Here is a 257-nt window from a genome sequence, read left to right on the forward strand (position 1 = left end):
ATCTTGGCATGCCTCTACACAACGTCCGCACAAAATACATTGGTTCGGATCATAGCGGTAGAATGGACCATAATCTTTTTCATATGGCTTTTCTTTATATTCATAAGTTTGATGTTGAAGCCCCCACTCGTCCATCGTATTATGAATTTCACAGTCTCCATTGTTATAATCACACACTGTACAATACAACATATGTTTTTCTAAAATACGATCTAATGCTTCTTTTTGAGATGCTTGTACATGATCCGTAGTTGTAT

The 257-nt window shown here is 36.2% G+C and carries 1 protein-coding gene; it reads right to left on the reverse strand.

Translation table 11 applies throughout. The annotated features are described in order from the left end of the window. On the reverse strand, nt 1-257 hold a 257-nt coding region (locus ACSNOK_RS35065; protein WP_436784743.1), incomplete at both ends, for a 4Fe-4S binding protein.

This window comes from Streptomyces sp. URMC 126, from assembly GCF_051386555.1.
Classification (GTDB): domain Bacteria; phylum Actinomycetota; class Actinomycetes; order Streptomycetales; family Streptomycetaceae; genus Streptomyces.